The sequence below is a fragment of the Mycolicibacterium chitae genome (genome assembly GCF_900637205.1).
Taxonomy (GTDB): Bacteria; Actinomycetota; Actinomycetes; order Mycobacteriales; family Mycobacteriaceae; genus Mycobacterium; species Mycobacterium chitae.
The window spans coordinates 3,032,515-3,052,289 of record NZ_LR134355.1 but is presented as its reverse complement, the minus strand read 5'-3'; the positions used below and the strand labels follow the sequence as shown (position 1 = coordinate 3,052,289).

Below are 19,775 nucleotides of genomic sequence, written 5' to 3'. Positions count from 1 at the left end.
GCCCATGGCTAGTAAGACCGCTGCGCGTTCTGCCGGTAAAACGAGCAGGTCAGGGCCTCGGTCGGGGGCCGGATCCAAGTCCGGCTCGAAGACCGCGGCGCGATCCAAGCGGCCGGCTCCACCGCGTAAGAAGGCCCCGGCGCGACGCCCGCAGCACGGGCCGTCGCCGGTGGCGGCGGCCGGGGTCGCCGTCGGTCGCGCCTCCCGGGCCACCTGGCTGATGCTCGCCCGCGGCGCGGGCAGCACCGCGCGGTCGGTGGGCCGGGCCCGCGACATCGAACCCGGCCACCGTCGCGACGGCATCGCGTTGGCCCTGCTGGGTGTGGCCGTGATCGTCGCCGCGAGCTCGTGGTTCGACGCGGCCCGACCGGTCGGCGCCTGGATCGACGACGTGCTGCGCGCCGTCGTCGGTGCGTCGGTGGTGCTGCTGCCGGTGCTCATCGCGGTGATCGCGATCGCGCTGATGCGCACCTCGCCCGACCCCGAATCCCGGCCCCGGCTGATCCTGGGCGCGGCCATGGTGGCCCTGCCGGTCCTGGGGCTGTGGCATCTGTGGTCCGGCTCGCCGGAGGACCCGGCCGCCCGCGCCGAGGCGGCGGGCTTCATCGGATTCGTCATCGGCGGGCCGCTGTCCGACGGGCTGACCGTGTGGATCGCCGCGCCGTTGCTGTTCATCGGCGCGATCTTCGGCGTGCTGCTGCTGACCGGCACCACCATCCGCGAGGTCCCCGCCACCCTGCACCACATGTTCGGCTCGCGACTGCAGCGCGACTACTACCACGACGACTATGACGACGCCGACTACTACGACGACGCCGAAGATGTCGCGGGCGAACCCGATGCCGAGGACTTCTCCGACGGCTACTACGACGATCCCGCGGCCTACCGCGACGAGCCGCCGACGTGGCCCGGGGGCACCCCGTACGACAACTACCCGCTGGACGACGCCGCCGACGCGGGTCTCGAAGATGCGCCGACGGTGCCCGAACCGGCGGTGGCCGCCAAGCCGCGCAAGCGCAAGCCCGCCAAGCCGGCGCCGACACCCGTGGTGACCCAGGCGCTGGACCGTGTCGTCGAGGGCCCCTATGTGCTGCCGTCGCTGGAACTGCTGGTCGCCGGCGATCCGCCGATGCGGCGCAGCGCGGCCAACGAGCAGATGGAAGACGCGATCTCCTCGGTGCTGCAACAGTTCAAGGTCGACGCCGCCGTCACCGGGTGCACCCGCGGACCCACCGTCACCCGCTACGAGGTCGAACTCGGGCCCGGGGTCAAGGTCGAGAAGATCACCGCGCTGCATCGCAACATCGCCTACGCGGTGGCCACCGAGAGCGTGCGGATGCTCGCTCCCATCCCCGGCAAGTCCGCGGTCGGCATCGAGGTGCCCAACACCGACCGGGAGATGGTCCGGCTGGCCGATGTTCTGACCGACCCGGGAACCCGAAAAGACCACCACCCATTGGTGATCGGACTGGGCAAGGACATCGAGGGCGACTTCATCTCGGCCAACCTGGCGAAGATGCCGCACCTGTTGGTGGCCGGTTCGACCGGCTCCGGTAAGTCCAGCTTCGTCAACTCGATGCTGGTGTCGCTGCTGGCGCGGGCCACCCCGGAGGAGGTCAGGATGATCCTGATCGACCCGAAGATGGTGGAACTCACGCCGTACGAGGGCATTCCGCACCTGATCACCCCGATCATCACCGAGCCGAAGAAGGCCGCCGCCGCGCTGGCCTGGCTGGTCGAGGAGATGGAGCAGCGCTACCAGGACATGCAGGCCTCCCGGGTGCGCCACATCGACGTGTTCAACGAGAAGGTGCGCTCCGGTGAGATCACCGCGCCGCTGGGCAGCAACCGCGAATACAAGCCCTACCCATACATCCTGGCCATCGTCGACGAGCTCGCCGACCTGATGATGACCGCCCCGCGCGACGTCGAGGACGCCATCGTCCGGATCACCCAGAAGGCCCGCGCCGCGGGTATCCACCTGGTGCTGGCCACCCAGCGCCCGTCGGTGGACGTGGTGACCGGTCTGATCAAGACCAACGTGCCCTCGCGCCTGGCGTTCGCGACGTCGTCGCTGACCGACAGCCGTGTCATCCTCGACCAGCAGGGCGCCGAGAAGCTGATCGGCATGGGCGACGGCCTGTTCCTGCCGATGGGCGCCAACAAGCCCATCCGCCTGCAGGGCGCGTTCATCACCGACGAGGAGATCCACGCCGTCGTCGAGGCGTGCAAGGACCAGGCCGAGCCGGACTACACCGAGGGCGTGACCGCGGTCAAGGCCGGCGAACGCAAGGACGTCGACCCCGATATCGGCGACGACCTCGATGTCTTCCTGCAGGCCGTCGAACTCGTGGTGTCCTCGCAGTTCGGGTCGACCTCGATGCTGCAGCGCAAGCTGCGGGTGGGCTTCGCCAAGGCGGGTCGCCTGATGGACCTGATGGAGACCCGTGACATCGTCGGTCCGTCCGAGGGATCCAAGGCCCGCGAGGTCCTGGTCAAGCCCGACGAACTGGCGGGGACGCTGGCGCTGATCCGCGGCGGCGGACAGGATGAGACCGCCGAGGCCGACGCCGGGGACGACGAACCGGACTTCTGACGGCTACAGGATGAGCAGCATCCGGGTGTTGCCCAGGATGTTGGGCTTGACGTAGCTCAGGTCCAGGAACTCGGCGACGCCGATGTCGTAGGAGCGGCACATCTCCTCGTACACCTCGGCGGTCACCGGGGTGCCGTCGATCTCGTGGAAGCCGTGGCCGCTGAAGAACCGGGTCTCGAAGGTGAGCACGAACAACCGTTCCAGTTGGAGCTCGCGCGCCACCTCGAGCAACTTGGCCACGATCGCGTGCCCGACACCGCTGCCCTTGACCTTGGGGTCGACGGCCACGGTGCGCACCTCGCCCAGATCCGACCACATCACGTGCAGGGCGCCGCAGCCGACGACCTCGCCGTCGAGCTCGGCCACCCAGAATTCCTGGACCGCCTCGTACAGCGTGACCAGGTTCTTCTCCAACAGGATCTTGCCCGCGTAGGTATCCACGAGACGCTTGATCGCCGGCACATCGGAGGTGCGGGCGCGACGCACTGTCGGGGCGGTGGATTGCGGGTGGCTCACGGGTGGACAGTATCGGTTGTCGGGGCCGGGCATGCCACCGATATTCTATGGCCGTGTCGGGGCACCCTGAAACTGAACCGGCGGCCCGGCGCCCTCCGGTGATGAACATCGCCAACCTGCTGACCGCACTGCGACTGGTGCTGGTTCCCGTGTTCCTGCTGGTGCTCTTCGCCGGCGACGGCCACGAGTTCGCCAACCGGATCGCGGCGTTCACGATCTTCGCCGTGGCGGTCATCACCGACCGGCTCGACGGCCAGCTGGCCCGCAAGTACGGCATGGTGACCGAGTTCGGCATGCTCGCCGATCCGATCGCCGACAAGCTGTTGATCGGCTCGGCGCTGATCGCCCTGTCGATGCTGGGGGATCTGCCGTGGTGGGTGACCGTGGTGATCCTGGTCCGCGAGATCGGCATCACGGTCCTGCGCTTCGCGGTGCTGCGCCGCGGGGTGATCCCCGCCAGCCGCGGCGGCAAGCTCAAGACCATGGTGCAGGCGGTCGGCATCGGCCTGTTCGTGCTCCCGCTGCACGCCTGGCCGCCGGTCTGGCACACCACCGCGTGGGTGGTGATGGGGCTGGCCATCGTGCTCACGGTGTTCACCGGGCTCGACTACCTGGTCTCGGCGGTCCGCGATATTCGTCGGGCGCCGCGGGAACCAAATCCGACGCAATAGACGTTGTTCCCCTCAGAGCCCGACGAAGTCCGCGTAGTGAAGGAGAACCGATGACGTTGTTGCTGCGCGAGGTCATTGGCGACGTACTGCGTCGCGCCCGAGCGTCCCAGGGCCGCACCCTGCGTGAGGTCTCGGACTCGGCCCGCGTCAGCCTCGGCTACCTCTCGGAGGTCGAGCGTGGCCGCAAGGAGGCCTCCAGCGAGTTGCTCGGCGCCATCTGCTCCGCCCTGGACATCCCGTTGTCGCGGGTGCTCTCCGACGCCGGTGAACAGATGGCCCACCATGAGTACGCCGAGTTGGTCTCGAAGGGTTCGCCGCGCGTCGACGCCGGCACCAAGGTCGTCATCGGACCGGTCAATCCGGTCGCGATGGCGGTCGCCTGATCTGCCGCGACGCGCCATTTGAAGTAGGGGAGTGTGTCGAACCTTCCCGAACCGATAAATTGGTCTGCGCAGGCTGAGTCAGACCACAGAGCATCGACAACGTTAGGCGGCAGGAACTCATGGCCAATCCGTTCGTAAAGGCATGGCGCTACCTGATGGCGCTGTTCAACTCGAAGATTGACGAGCACGCCGACCCCAAGGTTCAGATTCAGCAGGCCATCGAGGAAGCGCAGCGCCAGCACCAGGCGCTGTCGCAGCAGGCCGCCCAGGTGATCGGCAACCAGCGCCAGCTCGAGATGCGGCTCAACCGCCAGCTGGCCGACATCGAGAAGCTGCAGGCCAACGTCCGCCAGGCGATCACGCTGTCGGACCAGGCGACCGCCGCCGGCGACGCCGCCAAGGCCACCGAGTACAACAACGCCGCCGAGGCTTTCGCCGCTCAGCTGGTGACCGCCGAGCAGAGCGTCGAAGACCTCAAGACTTTGCACGACCAGGCCCTGCAGGCCGCCGGCCAGGCCAAGAAGGCCGTCGAGCAGAACGCCATGGTGCTGCAGCAGAAGATCGGCGAGCGCACCAAGCTGCTCAGCCAGCTCGAGCAGGCCAAGATGCAGGAGCAGGTCAGCGCGTCGTTGCGGTCGATGACCGAGATCGCCGCGCCCGGCAGCACCCCGAGCCTCGACGAGGTCCGCGACAAGATCGAACGCCGTTACGCCAACGCCATGGGCGAGGCCGAGCTGGCGCAGAACTCGGTGCAGGGCCGCATGATGGAGGTGCAGCAGGCCAGCGTCGAGATGGCCGGCCATTCCCGGCTCGAGCAGATTCGCGCGTCGATGCGCGGTGACTCCTTGACCTCGGGGACGACCTCGGGGAGGGCCTCCGGAACCGCGCAGCCCGCCCCCGCGACTCCGGCCAGCGAGGCCGCCCCCGAGAAGCCGCTGGGCCAGTAGCCCGGGCCGGCAGGAACACGAGAAGGTCGATATGGCGGTCAAGCCCATAGCCAAGCAGTGGCGCGCAGTACTGCAACGTGGGCTCGACGGTGCCAGCGAGGCCGCCGACGTGCTCGCCCACAAACTGAAGTTGGCCGCCGACCCGCGGGCCCGGCTGCTGCGGAAGCGGAAGTGGGCGTTGCGGATCGGCCTGCTGTTCAGCTTCGCGACGGTCTTCTGCATCCTGGTGACGGTGTTGTTGGCCAGCTGGAGCACGCCGGCCTGGGCGCTGCTGATTCCCGGCCTGCTCGCCGCCGGGGCCGCGTTCCCCGCCACGCTGGCGTTCCTGCGCTACCGGTGGCTGCGCTCCACGCCGCTGCCCGCGCAGCGCCCGGCCAGCACCCGGCGGCTCCCACCGCACGGTTCGGCGGCCCGCCCGGCGATGTACGCCCTGGGCGCCTCCGAGCGCGGCCTGTTCTCGCTGCTGGGTGTGATGGAGCGCGGCAACCTGTTGCCCGACGGGGAGATCCAGGAACTGACCGCCGCGGCCAATCAGACCGCGACCGCGATGGCGGCCACCGCGGCCGAGGTCGTCTCCATGGAGCAGGCGGCCACCACGACACCGAAATCGCGGACCTACCTGGTGCCCACCATCAACGCCTACACCGCCCAACTGGGGGTGGGTGTCCGGCAGTACAACGAGATGGTCACCGCCGCAGCGCAATTGGTGTCCGCGGCCAACGGCAACGGCGCCGGGGCGCCGTCACCGCAACTGCTGGCCTCGCAGCACCGGTATCGCAGCGAGTTGACCGACGCCACCGACCGGCTGCTCGGCTGGGCGCAGGCGTTCGACGAACTCGGTCAGCTGCGCCGAGCCTGAGCGGTCCGGCTCAGACGTGTGATTCTCAGACGTCGTGATTCTTAGACGTCGTGGCTCGACGGCGGTCCGCTGCGCGGGCCGTACTTCTCGGCGTAGGCCTGGTGGACGTGGGCCTTCTTCTGCCGGGAGAGCTCGTCGACCAGGGCGGGGTTCATTCCGTGCACCCGCAGCATGTGCCGCCGCCACACCTTGTTCAGTGCGTGCGAGAAGTACACGAACGGGATCAGGATCGGCACCGTCATGCCCAGGTGCACATACAGCGACGTGGGGATGAACCAGAACGGCAGCAGGATCAGCACCGCCGGGATGAACATCCGGACCATCATGCGACGCGTCGCACCCGGTCCGGCCAGGTCGTTGCGCACCCAAGCGCGCATCGAAGCAGGTAGCCGACCGCCGTAGCAGTACTTGACGTATTGCCAGAGGTTCGGCTTGGTAGCGGCGGCGTTAGTGGTCATATCACTGCTCACGGTCGGCGATTGGTTAGCTGTGAAAATGCTAGCAACCTGCGGCAATGACGGCGGTCACAGCGTCGGGCGCAACCCTGGGACGATCGCGCCCAGCAGGCCGCGCAGCAAACCCTTGGTCATGTCGTAGAAGTCGAAGTAGTCGCGCCACAGCGTGATCCGCCCGTCGCGGACCTCGAAGACCCCGCACACCCAGAACTGCATGCGGACCGGGCCGACGGTGATGACGTCGGTGCGCTCGTTGAGCACGGTGCCGCCGTCGGCGGCCGTCCGGTGGATCTTCAGGTCGAAGCCCAGGCTGGGGCGCTGCATCCCGGTGAACAGCCTCATGGCGCGCCGGCTGCCGTGGATCGTCGGCAGGCCGACGTTCTGATAGACCACGTCGTTGTCCAGCAGCGACTCGGCGGTGTCGAGGTCCTTGTCGCGCAGCGCGGAGAAGAATTTGTCCACGATGGCGATGTCGGATTCGGCGGTGGTGTGGCCTACGAGACCGTTGGTCTGCTCCGTCATGGGGACAGCCTAAAGCGTGTGGCAGGCTGTGGCGATGCGTATCGCCGTGGTCGCCGGCCCCGATCCCGGACATGCCTTCCCGGCGATCGCGCTGTGCCGCAAGCTGCGGGCCGCCGGAGCCGAACCGACCCTGTACACCGGCGTCGAGTGGCTCGAGACCGCGCGGGCGGCCGGGATCGCGGCCGCCGAGCTGCTCGGTCTGGACCCCACCGACGAGGACGACGACGCCGACGCGGGGGAGAAGATCCACCGCCGGGCCGCGCGGATGGCGGTGCTGGGCGCCGAGCCGATCGCCGCGCTCGCCCCCGACCTGGTGGTGTCCGATGTCATCACCGCGTGCGGCGGGATGGCCGCCGAACTGCTCGGTATCCCGTGGGTCGAACTCAACCCGCACCCGCTCTACCTGCCGTCCAAGGGGCTCCCGCCGCTGGGCAGCGGGCTGGCGCCGGGCACCGGGTTGCGCGGCCGGCTGCGCGATGCCGTCATGCGCAAGCTCACCGAGCGCTCCTGGCGGGCGGGGTTGGCGCAGCGCGCCGCGGCCCGACAGAGCATCGGTCTGCCCGCCGACGACCCGGGGCCCGTGCGCCGGCTGATCGCCACGCTGCCCGCGCTGGAGGTGCCGCGCCCGGACTGGCCCGCCGAGGCGGTGGTGGTGGGTCCGCTGCACTTCGAGCCCACCGCGGAGGTGCTGACCCCGCCGCCGGGGGACGGACCGCTGATCGTGGTGGCGCCGTCGACGGCGACCACCGGGGCCCTCGGGATGGCGGAACTGGCGCTGCAGACCCTGATCCCCGGGAAGACCCTGCCGGCCGGCGCCCGGGTCGCGGTCTCCCGGCTCGGCGGCGCCGACCTCGAGGTGCCGCCGTGGGCCGTGGTCGGCCTGGGCCGACAGGACGAACTGCTGGCCGGGGCCGACCTGATGATCTGCGGCGGTGGCCACGGCATTGTCGCCAAGACCCTGCTGGCCGGGGTGCCGATGGTGATCGTGCCGGGCGGGGGCGACCAGTGGGAGATGGCGAATCGTGTTGTGCGCCAGGGCAGTGGCCGGTTGATCCGGCCGCTGGGTGCCGAGGCGCTGGTCGACGCCGTCGAAGAGGTGCTGGCCGCACCGCACCATGCCGAGGCCGCGCGCGCCGCAGGGGCGTCGATCGCGCAGGTCGCCGATCCGGTACGGGTGTGCCAGGACGCGATTCGGTAGATTCGTCGACGTGCGGTTGACCGAATTCCACGAACTCGTCGAGGGGCAGTTCGGCCCGGTTCGCGGCGCCTCGTTGCTGGTCGATCACGTGCTGAGCACCGTGGGTGGCCGCACGGCGGCCCAGGCCATCGAGGACGGGGTGGAACCGCGCGCGGTGTGGCGGGCGTTGTGCGCGGATTTCGAGGTCCCCCGAGACCAATGGTGAAAGTATCGCCGGAGTGAGCACTTTCGTCCTGGTCCACGGCGCCTGGCACGGCGCGTGGTGCTGGGAACGGCTGATCCCCGAGCTGCAGGAGCGCGGTCATCGCGCCGTCGCGATGGACCTGCCCTGCGACGATCCCGCGGCCACCTTCGAGGACTATGCCGACGCGGTGGTGGCGGCCATCGATGTCGAAGACCCGATCGTGGTGGGCCATTCGCTGAGCGGCAACGTGCTGCCGCTGGTCGCCTGGCGCGCGCCGGTGCGCCACGCGGTGTACCTGTGCGCGATGATCCCGGAGCCGGGACGCAGCCAATCCGACCAGGAACGCGCCGGCGGCATGACCGATCCGGCCTATCTGAAGGGCCTGAGCCGCGCCGACGGTTGCACCTTCTGGAGCGACCACGACCTGGCGCGCACCCTGCTCTACCAGGACTGCGAGCCGGAGGCGGCGGACGCGGCCGTGGCCCGGTTGCGGCCCCAGGCCTACGGTCCGCCCACCGCGGTCTGGACGGTGGATCCGCTGCCGGCCGTGCCGTCCACCGCGATCGTCGGCAGCGACGACCGGATACTGCGTCCGGACTGGTCACGACGGGTGGCCCCGCAGCGGCTGCACGCGGAGGTCCGCGAATTGCCGGGCGGGCATTCGCCGTTCCTGTCGCGGCCGGCCGAGTTGGCCGACGTGCTGCACGGCCTCGGCTGAAAACACGCGGCGCGCCTACTTGCGTTCGAACACCTGTTCGTTACTGTGGTCAGCGTTCGGCCGACGAGTTTTGTCGGTGGGCTGTTCTAACGTCACAGCCAACCGACCGAGACCCGGTCAACCACGACTACCGGAGAGGCACCATCATGGCGCAGGCCCCCGATCGCGAGAAGGCCCTCGAGCTCGCTCTCGCGCAAATTGAGAAGAGTCACGGCAAAGGCTCGGTGATGCGGCTCGGCGAGGAGGCGCGGCAGCCGATCGCCGTGATCCCCACCGGGTCCATCGCGCTGGATGTCGCGCTGGGTATCGGCGGCCTACCCCGTGGCCGCGTCATCGAGATCTACGGCCCGGAATCCTCGGGTAAGACCACCGTCGCGCTGCACGCGGTGGCCAACGCCCAGGCCGCCGGCGGGATCGCGGCGTTCATCGACGCCGAACACGCGCTGGATCCCGAGTACGCCAAGGCGCTCGGCGTGGACACCGACGCGCTGTTGGTCTCCCAGCCCGACACCGGTGAGCAGGCCCTCGAGATCGCCGACATGCTGATCCGCTCGGGCGCGCTGGACATCCTGGTGATCGACTCGGTGGCCGCCCTGGTGCCGCGCGCCGAGATCGAGGGCGAGATGGGCGACAGCCACGTCGGCCTGCAGGCCCGGCTGATGAGCCAGGCGCTCCGGAAGCTCACCGGTGCCCTGAGCAACTCGGGCACCACGGCGATCTTCATCAACCAGTTGCGCGAGAAGATCGGCGTGATGTTCGGGTGCTTCAACTACAGCACGCGGGTTCAGTTGGCCGACGGCACCACCGAGAAGATCGGCAAGATCGTCAACAACAAGATGGACGTCGAGGTGCTGTCCTACGACCCCGTCGCCGACCAGGTCGTGCCGCGAAAGGTCGTGAACTGGTTCAACAACGGCCCGGCCGAGCAGTTCTTGCAGTTCACCGTAGAGAAGTCGGGCGGTAACGGACGTTCGCAGTTCGCCGCTACGCCCAACCACCTGATCCGCACCCCGGCAGGTTGGTCGGAGGCCGGCGACCTCATCGCCGGGGACCGGGTCATGGCTTCCGAGCCGCATCGACTCAGCGATCAGCAGTTCCAGGTGGTGCTCGGCTCGCTGATGGGGGATGGGAATCTCTCGCCAAATCGACGTGACCGCAACGGTGTTCGTTTCCGGATGGGCCACGGCGCCAAGCAGGGCGATTACTTGCAGTGGAAGACGGATCTGCTGGCCAACATCGCGCACTCGGCGCATGAGAACGCCAAGGGTGCCCGGTTCGTTGATTTCACACCCTTGCCGGAGTTGGCCGAGTTGCAGCGCGCCGTGTATCTGGGGGACGGCAAGAAGTTCCTGTCCGAGGAGTATCTGAAAGCGCTCACCCCGTTGGCGCTGGCCATCTGGTATATGGACGACGGCGGTTTCACCGTCCGCTCAAAGGGTCTACAGCAGCGAACCGAAGGCGGCAGCGGCCGCATCGAGATCTGTGTCGAGGCCATGAGTGTGGGCTCTCGCGATCGTCTGCGTGACTATCTGCGCGACACGCACGGCCTGGACGTCCGGCTGCGCCACGCGGGTGCGGCGGGCAAGGCGATGCTGGTGTTCACCACCGCGGCGTCGGCGAAGTTCCAGGAAATCGTGGCGCCCTACATGGCACCGTCGATGGAGTACAAGCTGCTGCCGCGATTCCGCGGCCAAGGCACGGTCGCCCCACAGTTCGTTGAGCCCACCGAGCGACTGGTCCCGGCGCGGATCCTCGACATCCACGTCAAGCCGCACACCCGGTCGATGAATCGCTTCGACATCGAGGTGGAGGGCAACCACAACTACTTCGTCGATGGCGTGATGGTGCACAACAGTCCCGAAACGACAACGGGTGGAAAGGCTTTGAAGTTCTACGCCTCCGTGCGCATCGACGTCCGACGGATCGAGACGCTCAAGGACGGCACCGACGCGGTCGGTAACCGGACCCGCGCCAAGATCGTCAAGAACAAGGTTTCGCCGCCCTTCAAGCAGGCCGAGTTCGACATCCTCTACGGCAAGGGCATCTCCAAGGAGGGCTCGCTGATCGACATGGGCGTGGAACACGGCTTCATCCGCAAGTCCGGGTCGTGGTTCACCTACGAGGGTGAGCAACTCGGCCAGGGCAAGGAGAACGCGCGGAACTTCCTGCTGAACAACAAGGACGCGGCCGCCGAGATCGAGAAGAAGATCAAGGAAAAGCTCGGCATCGGTGCCGTGCTGACCGACGACGCGAGCGACGACGGTGTCCTCCCGGCCCCGGTCGACTTCTGATTCCGCCGAGGCCGGGCCGGCCACCGAGGTCGACCCGGCCAAGCGCGCCGAGCAGGCGCGGGCGCTGTGCCTGCGCCTGCTCACCGTGCGGGCCCGCACCCGCGCCGAGCTGGCCGAGCAGCTGAGCAAGCGCGGCTACCCCGACGACATCGCCGCGACGGTGCTGAACCGGCTGGTCGAGGTGGGGCTGCTCGACGACGCCGACTTCGCCGAGCAGTGGGTGCGATCGCGGCGGATCAACGCCGGTAAGGGGCGCCGCGCGTTGGCCGCCGAGTTGCGCACCAAGGGCGTCGACGACGAGGTCATCGACGACGCGCTGGCCGGCATCGATGCCGGCGCCGAGCGGCAACGCGCCGAGGAGTTGGTGCGCGCCAAGCTCCGTCGCGAACGGCTGTCCGACGACGATGACGTCAAGGTGACCCGGCGCCTGGTCGGCATGCTGGCCCGGCGCGGCTACAACCAGGGCATGGCCTTCGACGTCGTCAGCGTGGAACTCGCCGCGGAGCGGGAACGTCGCAAGGTCTAGGTGTTCTGCTCGCCGTCCTCGGCGAATCGGCGAAGGGCCCGCAGAAAGGCGGCGCGATCACCGGCCGGTAGCCGTGACAGCCAACGCTCTTCGCCGCGCTGAATGGCTGATTGTGCCGAATCCTTCACTCTGCGACCGGAATCGGTGAGGGCCAGTAGGCGGACCCGGCGGTCGGCCGGGTCGGGATGCCGTTCGATGTAACCCCGCGCCTGCAGTTCGTCGAGGGTCGGGATGATCCGCGTCTTGTCCGCGTTGATCGATTCCGCCAGGGCTGCCTGGCTGCGCATCGGCCCTCGGTCGAGTGCGACCAACACGCTATAACCCCACATCGTCAAACCGTGCTCAGCCAGAATCGGCACCTCGGCGGCCGCCAGGTCGCGCAGGAGGGGGGCCAGCATGGCGGCGAGGTCGGGTCGCGGCGGCGATGTCATACCGCGATATTAGGCATTGCCATATGGTAAGCAGATGCATACGATAGGCGTATGCATATTGATGTCGACCTTCGTACCTTTCATCGCACCGCCGTGCAGACCTCCGCCGACCTCGTCGCGGCGGTCACCGTCGAGGATTTGGGCCGGGCTTCCCCCTGCGGGGCATGGAGCCTGGGGGAGTTGCTGATCCACATGACGGCGCAGCATCGCGGATTCGCCGCGGCCGCGCAGGGTCGCGGAGCCGACCCCGAGGCGTGGGATCCCGCCGCCGTGACCGACGCGGTGATGCGGGATCCCGCAGGCGCCTATGCCGCGACGGCCGCCGAGGTGATGCGCGCCTTCGCCGCCGAGGAAGCGCTCGCGGCGACTTTCACGATCCCGGAGTTCGGGCCCGGCGCGCAGGTCCCCGGCGCGCAGGCGATCGGGTTTCATCTGGTGGACTACGTCGTGCACGGCTGGGACGTCGCGCGGTCGCTGGATCGGCCCTACGTGATCGCCGACGACGTCGTGCGGGCCACCCTGCCCATCGCCCTCGCGGTGCCGGACGGCGACTTTCGGGATGCGGACGGCTCACCGTTCGGTCGGGCGGTCGCCGTCTCCGAGCCCGCGAGCGATCTGGATCGCCTGCTGAGTCATCTCGGCAGGTCCCCGGCGTGGCCAGGGCGATGATCAGTCGCCGGGCTGTTCGGCCGGTTGCTCGGCCTCCATCGGTTCCGGAGCCCGCCGCGACCGTCGCAGTCGGCGTTCGACGCGCACCGCCAGCGCCGAGAGCCCGAAGTTCACCGCGATCATCAGCACCGCGATCACGATGAGCGCGGGAATGTAGTTGCCGTACGCGGAGCCCACCACCGTGCCCTGGCGGACCATCTCCACGAAGGTGATCTGGTAGCCGATCGCGGTGTCCTTGAGCACCACCACCAGTTGCGAGATCAGCACCGGCAGCATCGACGTGATCGCCTGCGGCAGCAGGATCGCGCGCATCGTCTGACCCCACCGCATGCCCAGCGAGGCCGCCGCCTCGGCCTGTCCGCGCGGCAACGCCTGCACGCCGGCGCGCACGATCTCGGCGATCACCGCGCCGTTGTACAGCGTGAGGCCGGTGATGACCCCGGCCAACGCCACATGCTTGGAGGCGAACAGTCCGTACTGCGCGTACAGGAAGTAGGCGAAGATCATCATGATCAGCACGGGCACGGCGCGGAAGAACTCCACCAGCACCGAACTGACCCACCGCACAACGGCATTCGGTGCCAGCCGGCCCACGCCGAGCACCAGGCCCAGGATCAGCGCCAGCACGATCGAGATCGCCGCGGCGGTCAGCGTGCCCTGGATGCCCGGGAGCACATAGGTCTGCCACAGGTTGGCCGTCAGGAACGGCTGCCACTTCTCGGCGGTCAACTGGCCCTTGTCCGCCAGCCCGGAGTAGACCACCCAGGCCACGAGCACCAACACCACCACCGTGACGGCGGTGATCATGTGGTTGCGCACCCGCGCCCGCGGACCCGGGGCGTCGAAGAGGACGGTCGCGGCGCCGGAAGCACTCACCGTGCCACCGCCATCCGCTTGCCGAGCCACCCGAACAGCAGCCCCATCGGCAACGTCAGCACCACGAAGCCGATCGCGAAGATGGTGCCGACCGCGATCAGGGCCGCGGTGTTCTCGATCATCTCCTTCATCAGCAGGGCCGCCTCGGCGACCCCGATGGCCGAGGCGATCGTGGTGTTCTTGGTCAGCGCGATCAGCACCGAGCCCAGCGGGATGATGACCGCGCGGAAGGCCTGCGGCAGCAGGATCAGGCGCAGGTTCTGACCGAAGGTGAGGCCCAGCGACCGGGCAGCCTCGACCTGCCCGAGCGGCACCGTGTTCACCCCGGAGCGGACGGTCTCACAGACGAAGGACGCCGTGTAGAGCGTCAGCCCCAGCACCGCGAGCCGAAAGTTGCTGTCGGCGACCGACGTCGGCGAATCGGCGTCGACCAGCGTGAATCCCAAGGTCTGCGAGACCCCGAACGAACAGAACAGCAGGATCAGCGTCAGCGGCGTGTTCCGCACCACGTTGACGTAGCTGGTGCCGATCCAGTTGAGCACCGGCACCGGTGCCAGCCGCATGGCCGCCAGCACCGTGCCGATCACCAACGCGCCCAGCGCCGAGTACAGCGTCAGCTCGAGGGTCACCACGAACGCCGCCAGGATCTGTTCGTGGTACTCGGTCAAGACCTCCACTGATTACCCGGCCCGTGCGCGATCTCAGTACCGATCGACCGCGGGCGGCGTCGGGGTGGCGATGCCGGCCGGGCCGAGGTTCTCCTCGAACGCCGTCTGCCAGGCGCCGTCGGCCTGCATCTGCTCGAGCGCGTCGTTGATCTTGCCGCGCAACTCGTCGTCGCCCAGCTCCAGCCCGACGCCGTAGCGCTCCTCGGAGAACGGCTCGCCGACGATCTTGAACGCCCCCGGGGTCTGCGCGGCGTAACCGGCCAGGATCACCTCGTCGGTGGTCAGGGCGTCGACCGCGTTGTTCTTCAGCGCCTCGACGCACGCGGAGTAGGTGTCGTACTGCTGCAACTGGACACCCGGGAACTCGTCCTTGATCTTCTGCGCCGGGGTGGACCCGGTCACCGAGCACAGCTTCTTGTTGTTCTCCAGCGAATCCTTGCCGGTGATGTCGGTGTTGTCGGCGCGCACCAGCAGGCTCTGGCCGGTGATCAGGTACGGCCCGGCGAAGTCGACCTTCTCCTTGCGCGCGTCGGTGATCGAGTAGGTCGCGACGATGTAGTCGACCTGACCGTTCTGGATCAGCGTCTCGCGTTGGCCGGAGGGGGCTTCCTTCCACTCGATCTGCTCGGGGGTGTAGCCCAGCTTGTCGGCGACGTAGCGGGCCACGTCGACGTCGAAACCGCTCATGGTGCCGTCGGGGTTCTTGATGGCCAGACCCGGCTGGTCGAACTTCGTGCCGATGACGATCTTGTTCTCGTCACCGCCGCCACCGCACGCGGCCAACGACAGCGGGAGCACCGCGGCGATCGCGGCGGCGGCCGCACGACGGAATCGGAAGGTGGGCATGGGGTTTCCTTTCGCCATCAGTGGTTGAGGATCTTTCCAAGGAAATCCTTGGCGCGGTCGGTCTTGGGCCGGGAGAAGAACTCCTCGGGTGGGGCGTCCTCGACGATGGCGCCGTCGGACATGAACACCACGCGGTCGGCGGCGCGCCGCGCGAAACCCATCTCGTGGGTGATGACCAGCATGGTCATCCCGCCGTCGGCCAGCGCGCTCATGACCGCCAGGACCTCGTTGATCATCTCGGGGTCCAGCGCACTGGTGGGCTCGTCGAACAGCATCACCTTGGGATTCATCGCCAACGAGCGCGCGATCGCCACCCGTTGCTGCTGCCCGCCGGACAGCTGGGCGGGATACTTGTCGGCCTGATTGGCCACCCCCACCCGCTCCAGCAGCGCCATCGCCTCGGTGCGGGCCCGCTCCTTCGGGGTCTTGCGGACCTTCGTCGGCGCCAGCGCGACGTTGTCCAGGATCGTCTTGTGGGCGAACAGGTTGAACGACTGGAAGACCATCCCGACGTCGCTGCGCAGTTCGGCGAGTTGGCGTCCCTCGGCGGGCAGCTCCTGACCGTCGATGGTGATGGTGCCCGAATCGATGGGTTCGAGCCGATTGATCGTGCGGCACAGGGTGGACTTCCCGGAGCCCGAGGGCCCCAGCACGACGATCACCTCACCGCGCCGCACCTCGAGGTCGATGTCCTTGAGGACGTGGAGGTCACCGAAGTGTTTGTTGACCGCACGCATGGAGATCATCGGCACGTCGTGGTCAGCGGCGGCGGCCATGGGGCATGACCTTACCCAGTAATCGCCCGATTCGCGTGCAGGTGGGCCAGCGGGCGAATTGGGTCTGGCCGAGCCCCCTCCGTACCATGGACGGGTGACTTCGGCCTGTGCATCCACGACGCAGACGCCTGCGGCGTCGGCGGAGTCGACCCGCACCTATCAGGTTCGGACCTATGGCTGCCAGATGAACGTCCACGACTCGGAACGGCTGGCGGGCCTGCTCGAGGCCGCCGGGTACCGGCGCGCCGCCGAGGGCACCAACGCCGACATCGTGGTGTTCAACACGTGTGCCGTCCGCGAGAACGCCGACAACAAACTGTACGGAAACCTCAGCCACCTCGCGCCGCGCAAGCAGCGGGACCCGAACATGCAGATCGCGGTCGGGGGCTGCCTGGCGCAGAAGGACCGCGACGCGGTGCTGGGCCGCGCGCCCTGGGTCGACGTGGTGTTCGGCACCCACAACATCGGGTCGCTGCCCGCGCTGCTCGAACGGGCCCGGCACAACCGCGAGGCGCAGGTGGAGATCGCCGAGGCGCTCGAGGAGTTCCCGTCGGCGCTGCCGGCCGCGCGCGAATCCGCTTATGCGGGCTGGGTTTCGATCTCGGTGGGCTGCAACAACACCTGCACCTTCTGCATCGTGCCCGCGCTGCGCGGCAAGGAGGTGGACCGCCGGCCCGGCGACATCCTGGCCGAGGTCGAATCGCTGGTCGGCCAGGGCGTGCTGGAGGTCACCCTGCTGGGCCAGAACGTCAACGCCTACGGCGTGTCGTTCGCCGACCCCGAGACCCCGCGCGACCGCGGCGCCTTCGCCGCGCTGCTGCGCGCGTGCGGCCGCGTCGACGGCCTGGAACGGGTCCGCTTCACCTCGCCGCACCCGGCGGAGTTCACCGACGACGTCATCGAGGCCATGGCCGGCACCCCCAACGTGTGCCCGACGCTGCACATGCCGCTGCAATCCGGTTCCGACCGAGTGCTCAAGGCCATGCGGCGGTCCTATCGCGCCGAGCGGTTCCTCGGGATCATCGACCGGGTGCGCGCCGCGATGCCGCACGCGGCCATCACCACCGACATCATCGTCGGCTTCCCCGGCGAGACCGAGGAGGACTTCCAGGCCACCCTGGACGTGGTGCGGCGCGCGCAGTTCGCCAGCGCGTTCACCTTCCAGTACTCCAAGCGCCCCGGCACGCCGGCCGCCGATCTGCCCGATCAGCTGCCCAAAGCCGTTGTGCAGGAACGTTATGAACGACTCATCGCAGTTCAGGAGGAGATTTCCCTGCAGCAGAACACGGCGCAACTCGGCACCACCGTCGAGATCCTCGTCGCCGCGGGGGAGGGCCGCAAGGACACCGCGACCGCCCGGATGAGCGGACGCGCGCGCGACGGCCGGCTGGTGCACTTCGCGCCCGGCGCCGCCGCGGTCCGTCCCGGCGACGTGGTGACGACGGTCATCACCGGGGCCGCCCCGCATCACCTGATCGCCGACGGCGTGCTGCTCGGGCACCGACGCACCCGCGCCGGCGATGCGCACGAGGCCGGCCTGCGCCCCCGCACCGTCGGCCTCGGATTGCCGGGCCTCGGCGCGCCGGCGGCGGCGCCCGCGACTTCGGGGTGCAGCCGATGAGCACGCAGGGACCGGACGGATTCGAGGGCTACCGCGCCGACATCGAGGCGGCCGAGCGGCGGGTGGCCCGCGAGATCAACCCGGGCGCAAGGGCTTTGGTGGTCGCCATCCTGGTGTTCGTGCTGCTGGCCTCGTTCATCCTGCCGCACACCGGCGACGCCCGCGGCGTGGACGTGCTGCTGGGCAACGCCGCCGCCCAGGATGTCGGGGTGGCCATGCCGCACCGGTTGTTCGCCTGGTTGGCGCTGGTGTTCGGTGTGGGCTTCTCGATGCTCGGGCTGCTGACCCGGCGCTGGGCGTTGGCCTGGGTGGCGCTGGCCGGGTCCTGGCTGGCCGCGGCCGTCGGCATGCTGGCCGTGTGGACCCGGCAGACCGCGGCGGCGGGGGACCCTGGCCCGGGCATCGGTCTGGTGATCGCCTGGGTGGCCGTGATCCTGCTGGCGTTCCACTGGGCGCGCGTGGTGTGGACGCGCACCGCCGTGCAGTTGGCCGCCGAGGACGCCCGCCGCCGGGAGGCGGCCGAGCGGCAGTCCAAGGGACTCCTGGACAACCTGCCGCCCGAAGAGCCCCCCGCCAACCCCTAGCTGGGTACTGCGGGTTCAGCGCTTCTTGGTCAGCGCGCCCTCGGCCGCGGCGGCCCACTGCCGCCACTGCTCGGCGTTGGCCCGCGCCTCCTCGGCCTCCTTGGTGCGGCCCGCGGCCTCGGCCTTGGCGGCCTGCTTCTCGTACTGGGCGACCCGGTCGCGGAACTGCTCGGCGCGCGCCTGGGCCTGCGGATCGGTCCAGCCCGCCTCCGCGGCATCGCGGACCTTCTTCTCCACCGCGCGCAGTCGCCGCTCCAGATCGGTGCGCTCGCGGGGGACCTTGCCGACGGCGTCCCACTTGTCGCCGAGGGCGCGGAACGCCGCGCGGGCGGCGTCGGCGTTGGACGTGTCGATCTTCTCGGCCTCGACCAGCAGGGCCTCCTTGGCCGCGGCGTTGGCCTTGAACTCGGCGTCGCGTTCGGCGGTCACCGCGTTGCGGGCCGAGAAGAACGTGTCCTGGGCGGCCTTGAACCGGCGCCACAACGCGTCGTCGACCTCCTTGGACGCGCGCCCCGCGGCCTTCCACTCGGTCAACAGGTCGCGGAACGCCCCGCTGGTGGGGCCCCAGTCGGTGGATCCCGACAGCGCCTCGGCGCGCTCGCAGAGTTTCTCCTTGGCCTGCCGGGCCCCGGCGCGTTCCCGGTCCAACTCGGCGAAGTGCGATCCGCGGCGCCGGTTGAACGTCTCCCGCGCCGTCGAATAGCGCTTCCACAGCGCGTCGTCGGTCTTTCGGTCCAGACCCGTGATGGTCTTCCACTCGTCGAGGATCGCGCGCAACCGGTCGCCGGCGGCCTTCCACTGGGTGCCGTTGGCGGCCAGTTCCTCGGCTTCGGCGGCCAGGGCCTCCTTGCGGGCGGTCTGCGCGGCGCGGTGCTCCTCGCGCTTGGCCTTCTCCTCGGCGGCCGCGGACTCGGCGTGTTCGGCGATCTTGGCCAGCCGCGCCGCCAGCGCGTCGATATCGCCCAGCACGCTGGCCGTGGGCAAGGTTTCGGCCAGCGTCGCCGCGGCGGCCTTGATCTTGCGGGCGTCGCCGGTACCGGACTCCAGCCGGGTCTCCATCAGCGTGACCTCGGTGGCCAGGTCCTCGAAGCGCCGACCGAAGTGCGCGAACGCGGCCTCGGCGTCGCCGGCCTGCCACGACCCGATGACCCGCTCACCGGCCGAGCTGATCAGCCACACCGTGCCGTCGTCGTCGACGCGGCCGAACTGATGCGGGTCACTCGACGGCACCACCGGGACGGCCGCCGCCGGGTGGGGTCCCGGCCGCGGCCCGGGCCTCGGGGTCGGGCCCGGCATCGGCCGTGGGGCCGGGGTCGGCCGTGGGGCCGGGGTCGGGGACGTTTCGCCGTGCGTCGGATCTTGTGTGGTCATGACCTGCCCGTACCTACTCTCCACGCGGATCCCTCCGCGCACTGCCGCGCGACGCGGCGCCTTGTCT

At 69.2% G+C, this 19,775-nt stretch carries 22 protein-coding genes; 13 read left to right on the top strand and 9 right to left on the bottom strand.

Features of this window, described 5'->3' with window-relative positions; all coding sequences use genetic code 11:
- Positions 1-4: 4 nt before the first annotated feature.
- Positions 5-2,596: an FtsK/SpoIIIE family DNA translocase gene (locus EL338_RS14450; protein WP_179967209.1), complete on the top strand. Its 2,592-nt coding sequence runs from the start codon at positions 5-7 to the stop codon at positions 2,594-2,596.
- A 3-nt stretch (positions 2,597-2,599) separates the two neighbouring features.
- Here the strand turns inward: EL338_RS14450 and EL338_RS14445 are convergent, their stop codons facing one another.
- Positions 2,600-3,145, bottom strand: a complete 546-nt coding sequence (locus EL338_RS14445; protein ID WP_435404906.1) for an amino-acid N-acetyltransferase — start codon at positions 3,143-3,145, stop codon at positions 2,600-2,602.
- A 68-nt stretch (positions 3,146-3,213) separates the two neighbouring features.
- Between EL338_RS14445 and pgsA the strand changes: the two genes are divergently transcribed.
- The 4 genes from pgsA to pspM all read left to right on the top strand — a co-directional run bounded on the left by pgsA (position 3,214) and on the right by pspM (position 5,972).
- Positions 3,214-3,783 carry a CDP-diacylglycerol--glycerol-3-phosphate 3-phosphatidyltransferase gene (pgsA, locus tag EL338_RS14440; RefSeq protein ID WP_372942308.1) on the top strand — a complete coding sequence of 190 codons (570 nt, stop codon included), beginning with the start codon at positions 3,214-3,216 and terminating at the stop codon, positions 3,781-3,783.
- A gap of 50 nt (positions 3,784-3,833) precedes the next feature.
- The gene (gene clgR / locus EL338_RS14435) at positions 3,834-4,166 is read left to right on the top strand and encodes a transcriptional regulator ClgR (RefSeq protein WP_126334382.1); all 333 of its coding nucleotides are present in this window, start codon (positions 3,834-3,836) and stop codon (positions 4,164-4,166) included.
- A 119-nt stretch (positions 4,167-4,285) separates the two neighbouring features.
- On the top strand, positions 4,286-5,113 hold the full coding sequence (gene pspA, locus EL338_RS14430) for a phage shock protein PspA (RefSeq protein ID WP_126334381.1): 828 nt from the start codon (positions 4,286-4,288) through the stop codon (positions 5,111-5,113).
- 31 nt (positions 5,114-5,144) lie between these two features.
- Complete coding sequence (gene pspM / locus EL338_RS14425; RefSeq protein WP_126334380.1) at positions 5,145-5,972, top strand: phage shock envelope stress response protein PspM; 828 nt, start codon at positions 5,145-5,147, stop codon at positions 5,970-5,972.
- Positions 5,973-6,013: 41 nt separating this feature from the next.
- Here the strand turns inward: pspM and EL338_RS14420 are convergent, their stop codons facing one another.
- Both EL338_RS14420 and EL338_RS14415 read right to left on the bottom strand, forming a co-directional pair.
- Positions 6,014-6,430: a DUF5313 domain-containing protein gene (locus tag EL338_RS14420; RefSeq protein ID WP_126334379.1), complete on the bottom strand. Its 417-nt coding sequence runs from the start codon at positions 6,428-6,430 to the stop codon at positions 6,014-6,016.
- Positions 6,431-6,496: 66 nt separating this feature from the next.
- The gene (locus tag EL338_RS14415; RefSeq protein WP_126334378.1) at positions 6,497-6,949 is read right to left on the bottom strand and encodes a limonene-1,2-epoxide hydrolase family protein; all 453 of its coding nucleotides are present in this window, start codon (positions 6,947-6,949) and stop codon (positions 6,497-6,499) included.
- Positions 6,950-6,983: 34 nt separating this feature from the next.
- Between EL338_RS14415 and EL338_RS14410 the strand changes: the two genes are divergently transcribed.
- The 5 genes from EL338_RS14410 (at position 6,984) to recX (ending at position 11,866) form a co-directional block, all read left to right on the top strand.
- Positions 6,984-8,147: a glycosyltransferase gene (locus tag EL338_RS14410; protein ID WP_126334377.1), complete on the top strand. Its 1,164-nt coding sequence runs from the start codon at positions 6,984-6,986 to the stop codon at positions 8,145-8,147.
- Positions 8,148-8,157: 10 nt separating this feature from the next.
- The gene (locus tag EL338_RS14405) at positions 8,158-8,352 is read left to right on the top strand and encodes a DUF3046 domain-containing protein (RefSeq protein WP_126334376.1); all 195 of its coding nucleotides are present in this window, start codon (positions 8,158-8,160) and stop codon (positions 8,350-8,352) included.
- Between the two features lie 13 nt (positions 8,353-8,365).
- Positions 8,366-9,049, top strand: coding sequence for an alpha/beta fold hydrolase (locus tag EL338_RS14400; RefSeq protein WP_163792171.1), 684 nt, complete (start codon positions 8,366-8,368; stop codon positions 9,047-9,049).
- Between the two features lie 146 nt (positions 9,050-9,195).
- Entirely contained in the window at positions 9,196-11,340 is a 2,145-nt protein-coding gene (recA, locus tag EL338_RS14395; RefSeq protein ID WP_126334374.1) for an intein-containing recombinase RecA, read from the top strand.
- Positions 11,312-11,866, top strand: a complete 555-nt coding sequence (gene recX, locus EL338_RS14390) for a recombination regulator RecX (RefSeq protein ID WP_126334373.1) — start codon at positions 11,312-11,314, stop codon at positions 11,864-11,866. Before recA ends, recX begins: the two co-directional genes overlap by 29 nt.
- On the opposite strand, the gene EL338_RS14385 is transcribed toward recX, so the two are convergent.
- Positions 11,863-12,297, bottom strand: coding sequence for a MarR family winged helix-turn-helix transcriptional regulator (locus EL338_RS14385; RefSeq protein WP_126334372.1), 435 nt, complete (start codon positions 12,295-12,297; stop codon positions 11,863-11,865). The genes recX and EL338_RS14385 overlap by 4 nt on opposite strands.
- Positions 12,298-12,348: 51 nt before the next feature.
- On the opposite strand from EL338_RS14385, the gene EL338_RS14380 reads away from it, so the two are divergent.
- The gene (locus tag EL338_RS14380; protein WP_126334371.1) at positions 12,349-12,966 is read left to right on the top strand and encodes a TIGR03086 family metal-binding protein; all 618 of its coding nucleotides are present in this window, start codon (positions 12,349-12,351) and stop codon (positions 12,964-12,966) included.
- Here the strand turns inward: EL338_RS14380 and EL338_RS14375 are convergent, their stop codons facing one another.
- The 4 genes from EL338_RS14375 to EL338_RS14360 all read right to left on the bottom strand — a co-directional run bounded on the left by EL338_RS14375 (position 12,967) and on the right by EL338_RS14360 (position 16,102).
- The gene (locus tag EL338_RS14375; RefSeq protein WP_126336865.1) at positions 12,967-13,773 is read right to left on the bottom strand and encodes an amino acid ABC transporter permease; all 807 of its coding nucleotides are present in this window, start codon (positions 13,771-13,773) and stop codon (positions 12,967-12,969) included. It lies immediately after the preceding gene.
- Positions 13,774-13,838: 65 nt separating this feature from the next.
- Entirely contained in the window at positions 13,839-14,519 is a 681-nt protein-coding gene (locus EL338_RS14370; RefSeq protein WP_126334370.1) for an amino acid ABC transporter permease, read from the bottom strand.
- A 24-nt stretch (positions 14,520-14,543) separates the two neighbouring features.
- Positions 14,544-15,356, bottom strand: coding sequence for a glutamate ABC transporter substrate-binding protein (locus EL338_RS14365; protein WP_126334369.1), 813 nt, complete (start codon positions 15,354-15,356; stop codon positions 14,544-14,546).
- Between the two features lie 17 nt (positions 15,357-15,373).
- On the bottom strand, positions 15,374-16,102 hold the full coding sequence (locus EL338_RS14360) for an amino acid ABC transporter ATP-binding protein (protein WP_163792363.1): 729 nt from the start codon (positions 16,100-16,102) through the stop codon (positions 15,374-15,376).
- A 124-nt stretch (positions 16,103-16,226) separates the two neighbouring features.
- Here EL338_RS14360 and miaB point away from each other — a divergent pair, with 124 nt between their 5' ends.
- Positions 16,227-17,753 carry a tRNA (N6-isopentenyl adenosine(37)-C2)-methylthiotransferase MiaB gene (gene miaB / locus EL338_RS14355; protein ID WP_126334367.1) on the top strand — a complete coding sequence of 509 codons (1,527 nt, stop codon included), beginning with the start codon at positions 16,227-16,229 and terminating at the stop codon, positions 17,751-17,753.
- Complete coding sequence (locus EL338_RS14350) at positions 17,750-18,337, top strand: Rv2732c family membrane protein (protein WP_126334366.1); 588 nt, start codon at positions 17,750-17,752, stop codon at positions 18,335-18,337. Before miaB ends, EL338_RS14350 begins: the two co-directional genes overlap by 4 nt.
- Positions 18,338-18,352: 15 nt before the next feature.
- Here EL338_RS14350 and EL338_RS14345 read toward each other — a convergent pair whose 3' ends face one another.
- A complete protein-coding gene (locus EL338_RS14345; protein WP_126334365.1) occupies positions 18,353-19,708 on the bottom strand; it encodes a DUF349 domain-containing protein in 1,356 nt (451 codons plus the stop codon).
- Positions 19,709-19,775: the final 67 nt, after the last annotated feature.

Coding starts and splice junctions, on each gene's coding strand:
- EL338_RS14450 (WP_179967209.1), top strand. CDS start 5: ATGGCTAGTAAGACCGCTGCGCGTTCTGCCGGTAAAACGAGCAGGTCA.
- EL338_RS14445 (WP_435404906.1), bottom strand. CDS start 3,145: ATGCCCGGCCCCGACAACCGATACTGTCCACCCGTGAGCCACCCGCAA.
- pgsA (WP_372942308.1), top strand. CDS start 3,214: ATGAACATCGCCAACCTGCTGACCGCACTGCGACTGGTGCTGGTTCCC.
- clgR (WP_126334382.1), top strand. CDS start 3,834: ATGACGTTGTTGCTGCGCGAGGTCATTGGCGACGTACTGCGTCGCGCC.
- pspA (WP_126334381.1), top strand. CDS start 4,286: ATGGCCAATCCGTTCGTAAAGGCATGGCGCTACCTGATGGCGCTGTTC.
- pspM (WP_126334380.1), top strand. CDS start 5,145: ATGGCGGTCAAGCCCATAGCCAAGCAGTGGCGCGCAGTACTGCAACGT.
- EL338_RS14420 (WP_126334379.1), bottom strand. CDS start 6,430: ATGACCACTAACGCCGCCGCTACCAAGCCGAACCTCTGGCAATACGTC.
- EL338_RS14415 (WP_126334378.1), bottom strand. CDS start 6,949: ATGACGGAGCAGACCAACGGTCTCGTAGGCCACACCACCGCCGAATCC.
- EL338_RS14410 (WP_126334377.1), top strand. CDS start 6,984: ATGCGTATCGCCGTGGTCGCCGGCCCCGATCCCGGACATGCCTTCCCG.
- recA (WP_126334374.1), top strand. CDS start 9,196: ATGGCGCAGGCCCCCGATCGCGAGAAGGCCCTCGAGCTCGCTCTCGCG.
- EL338_RS14385 (WP_126334372.1), bottom strand. CDS start 12,297: ATGACATCGCCGCCGCGACCCGACCTCGCCGCCATGCTGGCCCCCCTC.
- EL338_RS14380 (WP_126334371.1), top strand. CDS start 12,349: ATGCATATTGATGTCGACCTTCGTACCTTTCATCGCACCGCCGTGCAG.
- EL338_RS14375 (WP_126336865.1), bottom strand. CDS start 13,773: ATGATCACCGCCGTCACGGTGGTGGTGTTGGTGCTCGTGGCCTGGGTG.
- EL338_RS14365 (WP_126334369.1), bottom strand. CDS start 15,356: ATGCCCACCTTCCGATTCCGTCGTGCGGCCGCCGCCGCGATCGCCGCG.
- EL338_RS14360 (WP_163792363.1), bottom strand. CDS start 16,102: ATGATCTCCATGCGTGCGGTCAACAAACACTTCGGTGACCTCCACGTC.
- EL338_RS14350 (WP_126334366.1), top strand. CDS start 17,750: ATGAGCACGCAGGGACCGGACGGATTCGAGGGCTACCGCGCCGACATC.
- EL338_RS14345 (WP_126334365.1), bottom strand. CDS start 19,708: ATGACCACACAAGATCCGACGCACGGCGAAACGTCCCCGACCCCGGCC.